The 4,928-nt window shown below is 57.1% G+C and carries 5 protein-coding genes; 2 read left to right on the top strand and 3 right to left on the bottom strand.

All coding sequences use genetic code 11. The annotated features are described in order from the left end of the window. Window positions 1-278: 278 nt before the first annotated feature. The 3 genes from L0H65_RS14570 to secG all read right to left on the bottom strand — a co-directional run bounded on the left by L0H65_RS14570 (window position 279) and on the right by secG (window position 3,209). Complete coding sequence (locus L0H65_RS14570; protein WP_301459773.1) at window positions 279-836, bottom strand: hypothetical protein; 558 nt, start codon at window positions 834-836, stop codon at window positions 279-281. Between the two features lie 77 nt (window positions 837-913). Further along, the gene (locus tag L0H65_RS14565; RefSeq protein WP_301459772.1) at window positions 914-2,557 is read right to left on the bottom strand and encodes a CTP synthase; all 1,644 of its coding nucleotides are present in this window, start codon (window positions 2,555-2,557) and stop codon (window positions 914-916) included. Between the two features lie 172 nt (window positions 2,558-2,729). Then, complete coding sequence (secG, locus tag L0H65_RS14560; protein ID WP_301459771.1) at window positions 2,730-3,209, bottom strand: preprotein translocase subunit SecG; 480 nt, start codon at window positions 3,207-3,209, stop codon at window positions 2,730-2,732. Between the two features lie 98 nt (window positions 3,210-3,307). On the opposite strand from secG, the gene L0H65_RS14555 reads away from it, so the two are divergent. Next, complete coding sequence (locus tag L0H65_RS14555; protein ID WP_301459770.1) at window positions 3,308-3,556, top strand: hypothetical protein; 249 nt, start codon at window positions 3,308-3,310, stop codon at window positions 3,554-3,556. A gap of 650 nt (window positions 3,557-4,206) precedes the next feature. Then, on the top strand, window positions 4,207-4,928 hold a 722-nt coding region (locus L0H65_RS14550), incomplete at its 3' end, for a SulP family inorganic anion transporter (RefSeq protein ID WP_301459774.1).

Genomic DNA, 4,928 nt, shown 5'->3' with positions numbered 1-4,928 from the left:
CGGTGGGAAGGTTAAGCAGGGGTTAAGACCCCAGAAACCTACCAGAAAGACTATGGGAAGGGGCCAGAGGGTTTCCGAGGTGGTTCGGGGCGGAGGTCGGGGTGAACCCTGACCTACGGGATGAGGCACACCTTTCGGTGCCTGGGTGAGAATGAGCAGAGGTTTGGGGCTTCGTCTTTCCGGGCGGTCGTGGGATTTGCGCGGGAGGGGATCGAGCCGCGTTGGTCGAAGGTAGAAAATGGGCAATAAATGCGCATCCTACGCTTGCTATTCTTCCGTTAGAAGCAACCAGTAGAAAATAGCATGCCACAAATTGATGGCTTCAGCCCAAGTAAATCTAAAATTAGCAAAACCATGAGTAGTATACCGGATGAAAAGCCCGTCAGGACGCAAACCAGAAAAATCCAATACCAACTAATAAAATATCGCAGTTGTCTTCTTTCATTTCTCGTTTCAAATAACTTGATTTCAGCCAGTTTTGCGCTGGCAGTAATCTCTTTCATAAGAATTTTTGACATCCCAATATTTGCAATCGAGATGAAAAAAGATGTTACTACTGTCCATATTACAAATAGCAGCAGCGAAAAGCCAAGGAGTGCCGCGACAAGTTGCATGTCCCAACGAGTCAATTCATCTCTTGCATATGCCCAGATTGCGAAGAAGCCCGCATATCCGAAGGTTATGACAATATTGTTGTAAGTTGCTGATTTATCAAAAAGCGCAGACTGAATCTCGATTTGACGATCAAATAGCTCATTGAGAGCTTTTTCTTCGGACGGGTTAAATATTACCCTGCTTGACGGTGTTGCTGGTATGGCGTCATTGATTTTGGGCATGGTTGGAAGTTTCCCACTATGAAATCAAAATGAATCTTTAGATTAGATGTCGATGACCGCTACACGAAGGCTCCCCCTCACACCAACCTCGACGCCTCCACCGCGGCCCGCACAAAATCCGCAAACAACGGGTGCGGGGCAAAGGGTTTGCTTTTCAACTCCGGATGGAACTGCACGCCGATAAACCACGGGTGGTCTTTGATCTCCACAATCTCCGGCAACCGTCCGTCGGGGGAGACGCCGGAGAAGATCAGGCCGCAGGCTTCCAGCTTGTCGCGGTATTTCATGTCCACCTCATAGCGGTGGCGGTGGCGTTCTTCGATCTCGGTCGCGCCGTAAATCCCGGCCACGCGCGAGCCTTCGTTCAGATGCGCGGAATAGGCACCAAGGCGCATGGAGCCGCCTTTGTCATCGCTGACCTTGCGTTCCACCAGATGATTGCCCTGCACCCATTCTTTCAGGTGATAAACCACCGGCGTAAAACGGTTTTCGCCTTTCTCATGGTTGAATTCTTCTGACCCGGCATCGGGCATCCCTGCCAGATTGCGGGCGGTTTCAATCACGGCCATTTGCATGCCGAGGCAGATGCCGAGATACGGCACTTTGCGGGTGCGGGCGAATTCCACCGCCTTGATCTTGCCTTCGGTGCCGCGTTCGCCAAAGCCGCCCGGCACGAGGATGGCGTGGAAGCGTTGCAGATGCAGCGCGGGGTCTTCGCGCTCAAAGAGTTCACTGTCGACCCACTCAACCCGGACACGGGTGCGGTTGGCCATGCCGCCATGGGTCAGCGCCTCGGCAATGGATTTATAGGCGTCGCCAAGCTGGGTGTATTTGCCGACAATGGCGATGCGCACCTCACCTTCGGCGTTCATCATCCGGTCCATCACATCTTCCCAACGCGCCAGATTGGGGCGCGGCGCGGGGGAGATGTTGAAGGCATCGAGCACGGCTTGATCAAGCCCTTCGCGGTGATAGGCGAGCGGGGCTTCATAGATGGTTTTCAGGTCATAGGCGGCGATCACCGCCTCGGTACGGACATTGCAAAAGAGCGCGATTTTTGCGCGTTCTTTCTCAGGGATCGGATGTTCGGACCGCAGGAGCAGCACGTCAGGGGCAAGGCCGATGCTTTGCAGTGCTTTGACCGAGTGTTGGGTCGGTTTGGTTTTCAACTCCCCCGCGGCGGCGAGATAGGGCAGCAAGGTCAGGTGCATCAGGATACATTCGCCGCGCGGACGTTCGTGGATGAATTGGCGGATGGCTTCAAAAAACGGCAGGCCTTCGATATCGCCGACGGTGCCGCCGATTTCGCACAGCATGAAATCGACTTCTTTTTTGCCGATGTGGAGGTACTCTTTTATTTCATTGGTGACGTGCGGAACGACCTGAATGGTCTTGCCAAGGTAATCGCCGCGCCGCTCCTTCTCCAATACATTGGAATAGATGCGACCGGACGAGATGCTGTCGGTCTTGCGGGCAGGAACCCCGGTGAAGCGTTCATAATGGCCGAGGTCGAGGTCGGTTTCGGCACCGTCATCGGTCACGAAAACCTCACCATGTTCAAACGGCGACATCGTGCCGGGGTCGACGTTGAGGTAGGGGTCGAGTTTGCGAAGGCGCACCGAATAGCCGCGCGCTTGCAGCAAGGCGCCCAAAGCGGCGGAGGCAAGCCCTTTGCCCAAGGATGAAACCACACCGCCGGTAATGAAGATATAACGTGCCAAGTGGAGACCCCCGTGAACTGTTTTGCCAATGCGATATAGCGCCGCAGAATCGCACCATCACGGGATTTGAGACTTAAGCGAAAAACGGGTGGTCTGCAACAGTCTGTCTAGATGATGATGCAGAAAGACGCCGCACCCCAAGAGTTTGGGACTGCGGCCGATTTCGTGTGCCTCAATTGCTGGGCGCGGTGCCGGTGCTGCCTGCGGGTGCTGGCGCTGCCGGTGCTGTTTCCGGCGTGGCTGCGGGCGCTGGCGTTCCCGGTGCCGCAGGCGTCGCGTCTGGTGTCGCTGGCTGATCGGCGCGCGGCGGGGTCAGGGGCGCATCCGAAGGGGTCGGAGGCAGCAGGTCTTTGCCCAGAGGTGCCTCTTGCACCGGGGCTTTTGGTGCCGTGCCGCCGAACTGGTCGATCACCGACGCGCCGGATGATTTTTGTGCCGCAAGCAGGGTGAGCGTCACGGAGGTCACGATGAAGCACACCGCGAAAATCCACGTCAGCTTGGTCAGCGCCGTTGCTGCGGCCCGGCCCGACATTACGCCGCCGCCACCGCCGCCACCCATGCCCAAACCGCCCCCTTCGGAGCGTTGCAGCAACACGACGCCGATCAGGCAAAGTGCAAGGATCAGGTGGATGGTAAGAACGACGTTTTCCATAGGGCTTTCGGCTTTTCGCTTGGCTGACGCGTCTACTTATGCGCAGATCGGCGCGGGGGCAAGCCCTTCGGCGGGGGCTGTGTCGCAAGCGGAGGGGTTTGGCGGATTGCCTCGACCTGGCGGGCCTCCCCCTCCTTGCGATGAAACGATGCGCCATCCAGCCTGGCCCTCCCGCTCACGACCGCTCGAATTCGCTGTTGCCGCCCGATCCGGCGCTGCGGGCGATGGCGCCTGAAACCTTGCTTGTTGCCAGTGGGTTGGTCGACTTGGCAGTGCTGGATGTGATCATCGACCCCGATAAACTCAAGGTCGGCCTGCGCGATGGTGCCGCCCTGGTGGCGCTCTGATGGCACGGGGTTGGAAGGCGCCTGCGGTTCACGGCTGGCTTGTGCGAAACGTGACGGCGACGATCGCCTCGACGGGGTTTTACGAGTATCAACGCGAATATACGATCCTGGTTGGAAACACGGATAATCCGCACAAAATGACCTCTCATGATTTGCACGCAAATCCCTGCGTGCGTGGTCTTGGGGCTTCCGTACAAAATTTGTCCCATGATGCTTCCTATTGTTGATCAGAGAGTCATGGACCACCACACACTGAGACGAAACAGCTAGGCGGCAAAAGCCTCTCGGCCTTCGAACGAAAGGCTGCCAGAATGAATTGAGAGACGGCAATGCAGCGCGGCAAGGGCGAAACTCCGGCGAATATGTCTTGAACCCCGATAGGTAAACGGTGGAATTCTGGTCCCGGAAATAGTGTTCCGAAATCGGAGGAAATGTTTTGCCCATTGCAATAGCCGAGGGCGACAGGAGCAGGGGGGCGCTGCCCCCCTCTGGCCCTTTTGGGCCATTCACCCCTCGGGATATTTTCGCAGAGAAGACGGGGGAATTGGCGCTTTGGGTTGGCTTTTGCAGTTCTGGCCTGTAACCGGGGGCTGGTTTGGCGCTGACCTCAGCGACCTGTGCGCAGAAAAGCCCTTTGGAAAATGGACACGATGATTTCAATGCATGTGTATCGCCAGCAATGGTTTGGCAATGTCCGGGGTGATCTGTTGTCGGGTCTGGTCGTTGCTTTGGCGCTGATACCCGAGGCGATCGCGTTTTCGATTATTGCGGGGGTAGACCCGCAAGTCGGGCTTTACGCCAGTTTCTCCATCGCAGTGATTTGTGCGATTGCGGGCGGGCGGCCGGGGATGATTTCGGCGGCGACGGCGGCGACCGCGGTGCTGATGGTCACATTGGTCAAGGATCACGGCTTGCAATATCTGCTGGCGGCGACCGTGCTTGCGGGTCTGTTGCAGATTGGGGCGAGGCTGTTGCGATTGGGACGGGTGATGCGCTTTGTCTCCAGGTCGGTGATGACGGGGTTTGTGAACGCGTTGGCGATCCTGATTTTCATGGCGCAATTGCCGGAACTGGACCCGGCGCGCGTGACATGGATTACCTATGTTCTGGTTGCGGGTGGGTTGGCGATAATCTATTTGCTGCCGTTGCTGACTAAAGCGATTCCGTCGCCATTGGTGACGATTGTGGTGCTGACCGCGTTGACGCTGGGTTTTGGGTTTGACGTGCGCACGGTGGGCGATATGGGGGCGTTGCCGGATACGTTGCCGGTGTTCCTGATCCCCGATATTCCGCTGACTTGGGAAACGTTGCAGATCATCCTGCCCTATTCGGCGGCGGTGGCGGTGGTGGGTTTCCTGGAAAGCCTGATGAC

This window comes from Pseudorhodobacter sp., assembly GCF_030452865.1.
Classification (GTDB): Bacteria; Pseudomonadota; Alphaproteobacteria; order Rhodobacterales; family Rhodobacteraceae; genus Pseudorhodobacter.
The sequence above is the reverse complement of the archived record's forward strand: the minus strand, read 5'-3'. Positions and strand labels throughout refer to the sequence as shown.

Bases quoted from the DNA above. Each gene is read 5' to 3' on its own strand.
- L0H65_RS14570 (WP_301459773.1), bottom strand. From the start codon at position 836: ATGCCCAAAATCAATGACGCCATACCAGCAACACCGTCAAGCAGGGTA.
- secG (WP_301459771.1), bottom strand. From the start codon at position 3,209: ATGGAAAACGTCGTTCTTACCATCCACCTGATCCTTGCACTTTGCCTG.